Consider the following 3,396-nt stretch of genomic DNA (forward strand, 5'->3'; position numbering starts at 1 on the left):
ATGAAGCCGCTGGCGCCGGGCGAGAAGGCGCCGCTGATCCGCGCGGTCATCAAAGGGGAGCCGAGCTTTGAACTCCAACTCGACGTCGGGCTCGATGGAGTGGTGCCATCGGGCCAGCACGCCATGCCGGGTCACCTGATGATCGCGATGGGCGCGGTTCGCGCAATTCCGTACGTGCTTGCCCAACCACCCGGCATCGTGACAGCACCGGTGTTCGGCGCGATCCAACTAGGGTGACGTGGAAGAGACCGCGCGTGCGATGTGGTCGCTGGGCGCCGCATGGAAAACGTGCCCGCTGCCGTCGGGCAGGACCCTTCGGGCGATGAGATAGTCGGACCCCATCCAGCCCTGCCGGATGAACCGGCCGAACCGCAAGAACGTTCCCGGCGCGCCGCTGGCCGACGGGACGAGCTTCACCTGCTCCATGCCGTTTTTCACTCCCTCACCGGTCAGCGGCCGCGCCGCGGCCATGCCTCGCACGATCACGGTGGCTGCGTCGTGTGACAGGCCCGGCATCGAGTGTCGCGGCCGGCGACCGTATCGCGCCTCGAAACGGTCGAGGAAGGCCTGCCCGACAGCGTTGCGCTCGTCGTAGCTGTCCAAACCGATCCAGCCGGACAGGTGGCGCATCCACTCCGCGCTGATATGTGCCATTTCGAACGCCGTCGTCGTGTAACGCGGCGGATCCCAGCCAGCGGCCCGCAGCGCATCTGTGAAACCCCACAAGCCATGGCCAAATCCGACGTGCACCAGCGCGTCGGGTTGCCCCGCGCGCAACGCGGCGACCGCCGCGGCCTTGTCAGCCTCAACCTGGGGAATCGCCACGGTTGTAGCGACGTTCAAACCCGCTGCATCATAGGCTCTTTGAGCGAAGGCGAGATACTCCTTGCCGATGAGCGACGACTCGTAGGCAATGGCGATGCGCGACCGACCGTCGCCGATTAGCACCGCGGCCAGCATCACCGGCTCCTCGGGCATCGAGCCATTGTTCAGCGCGAAGCACCACTCGCCCAGCGCCCCCTCCGATCCCGACAGCGTGAGAATCGGAACACGTGCAGTGGCCTCGACGTGGGACCGCAGCGGCACGACGTTGTCCGATACCCACGGGCCGAAGATCGCCAGGCAGCCTTCGGCGACGAGCTCGTCGAAAGCCCGTTCGACCGCAAGGTAGGTGCCGTTGGGCAGGCCCACCACATTGCGTATGACGAGTTCGATTGGCCGGTCGAGCAGTCCGGAGGCAAAGGCTTCGTCCATCACCAGCCGCAGCGCGGCGACGGTGTCGTTGTCGGTGTTGCCCGCCGTCGGATAGTCGTTGAGCATGCCGACTTTCAGTGGTGCGACCGAACCGTACGCGCGAACCTCGTCTGCCATAGCCGGCAACATACAGGATGGAGGTTGAAACGAGGACCGTTGCGTTGGCGCGGTGTCATGCGCTCAGACTGGTTGCACCGCGCACTCAACATTCAGGATGAATGTTGCTAAGATCGTCGGCATGGCGCAGCGCGGTGGGGCGGACGACGATCGACGCGCCCGCGGCGAGCAGACGCGGCGCGACCTGATCGAGGCGGGCCGAGAACTGTTCGTGGAACAGGGATTCTTCAATACCAGCATCGGCGACCTCGTGGCCAAGTCGGGCGTCGGCACGCGCGGTGCCTTCTACCACCACTTCAAGGACAAGGCCGAGCTGTTTCGCGCCGTGTTCGAAGACGTCGAGAACGACCTCACGCTTCGGTCTATCGCCGCTCCCCCGGCCGGCGTCGACCCATGGGAGCGGCTCACGATCGGTCTGCACGGGTTTCTCGAAGCGGCGACCGAGCCCGCCGTACAAAGGGTGATCCTCGTCGACGGTCCGGTGGTGCTGGGCTGGCAGACGCTGCGTGAAATCCAGGAGGGCAACAGCATCGCGCTCATCAACGACGTGGTCCGCGAGGCGATCGCAGCGGGCATCATCGACGACCAACCCGTCGGGGAGCTGACGCACATGCTCGTGGCCGCGCTCGAGGAGGCCTCGCTTCTGGTGGCGCACGCCGCAAATCCCACCACGGCTCGCCGCCGGGCCGCCAAGGTCCTCGACCGGCTGCTGCTTTCCTTCGCCGTCGAGCCCCGAAAAGTAGTGCGGCGGTAGTCATCCTGACTCAGGCCTTGGCCCGACGGCGCCGCTGTGAAAACGCACATTTCCGTAAATCGAATATAGCCCCTCTACAACCTGATACCCTCGCTATCAACCTCTGCAGTAGGAGACCCATGCAGCCCGAAGACATGATCTTGGTGAGCGTCGACGACCATCTCGTGGAGCCGCCGAACCTGTTCGAGGGCCGGGTCGCGAACAAGTACGCCGACGAAGCGCCGCGGGTGATCCGGCAAGCCGACGGCTCGGAGGTCTGGACCTTCAACGGTGCGATCATTCCCAACATCGGCCTCAACGCGGTGGCGGGGCGCCCGCGCGAGGAGTACGGCATCGAACCCACCGCCTTCGACGAGATGCGACCGGGGTGCTACGACATCCATGAGCGAGTCAAGGACATGGACGCCGGTGGTGTGCTCGGGTCGATGTGCTTTCCGTCCTTCCCCGGTTTCGCGGGCCGATTGTTCGCCACGCATCCCGACAAAGACCTCGCCCTTGCCGTCACCCAGGCGTACAACGACTGGCACATCGACGAGTGGTGCGGCTCCTATCCCGGACGGTTCCTGCCAATGGGATTACCCGTGCTGTGGGATCCGGAGTTGTGCGCCAAGGAGATCCGACGCAATGCCGAGAAAGGTTGTCACTCAGTAACCTTCACCGAGAACCCCGCCACCCTCGGCTTCCCCAGCTTCCACGACGAGTACTGGGATCCCATGTGGCGCGCACTCTCGGATACCGATACCGTGCTATCGGTCCACTTGGGGTCCTCGGGCAAGATCACGATGACTGCGGACAACGCTCCCATCGACGTCATGATCACGTTGCAGCCGATGAACGTCTGCTCGGCGGCCGCCGACCTGCTATGGTCGCGCGTCATCAAGCAGTTTCCCGACGTCCGGTTCGCGCTCTCGGAGGGCGGCACCGGCTGGATACCTTATTTCGTCGACCGGCTCGACCGCACCTACGAAATGCATCATTTATGGACGGGACAGGACTTCGGCGACCGGCTGCCCAGCGAGGTCTTCCGGGAGCGCTTCCTGACCTGTTTCATCGCCGACCCGATCGGTGTCAAGCTGCGCCACGACGTCGGCATCGACAACATCGCCTGGGAATGCGACTATCCGCACTCCGATTCGTCGTGGCCGACGGCCCCCGAGGAGCTCGCGCTTGTCATGGCCGGACTGCCAGACGACGAGGTCAACAAGATCACCTACGAGAATGCCTGCCGGTGGTATTCGTTTGACCCGTTCGAGCACCGAACCCGCCAGCAG

General features: G+C 64.6%; 3 protein-coding genes and 1 pseudogene. 3 read left to right on the forward strand and 1 reads right to left on the reverse strand.

The window, feature by feature from the left end; all coding sequences use genetic code 11:
• Positions 1 to 237: pseudogene (locus A5659_RS10875) on the forward strand (dihydrodipicolinate synthase); the annotation flags it as partial.
• Here A5659_RS10875 and A5659_RS10880 read toward each other — a convergent pair.
• Positions 229 to 1,371, reverse strand: a complete 1,143-nt coding sequence (locus A5659_RS10880; protein ID WP_067180976.1) for an ABC transporter substrate-binding protein — start codon at positions 1,369 to 1,371, stop codon at positions 229 to 231. The pseudogene A5659_RS10875 and the gene A5659_RS10880 overlap by 9 nt on opposite strands.
• Before the next feature lie 121 nt (positions 1,372 to 1,492).
• Between A5659_RS10880 and A5659_RS10885 the strand changes: the two genes are divergently transcribed.
• Entirely contained in the window at positions 1,493 to 2,125 is a 633-nt protein-coding gene (locus A5659_RS10885) for a TetR/AcrR family transcriptional regulator (protein WP_067180979.1), read from the forward strand.
• Positions 2,126 to 2,244: 119 nt separating this feature from the next.
• On the forward strand, positions 2,245 to 3,396 hold a 1,152-nt coding region (locus A5659_RS10890; protein WP_067180982.1), incomplete at its 3' end, for an amidohydrolase family protein.

The sequence above is a fragment of the Mycobacterium sp. 1165196.3 genome (assembly GCF_001673415.1).
In the GTDB taxonomy this organism is placed as follows: domain Bacteria; phylum Actinomycetota; class Actinomycetes; order Mycobacteriales; family Mycobacteriaceae; genus Mycobacterium; species Mycobacterium europaeum_A.

Bases quoted from the DNA above. Each gene is read 5' to 3' on its own strand.
- A5659_RS10880 (WP_067180976.1), bottom strand. From the start codon at position 1,371: ATGGCAGACGAGGTTCGCGCGTACGGTTCGGTCGCACCACTGAAAGTC.
- A5659_RS10885 (WP_067180979.1), top strand. From the start codon at position 1,493: ATGGCGCAGCGCGGTGGGGCGGACGACGATCGACGCGCCCGCGGCGAG.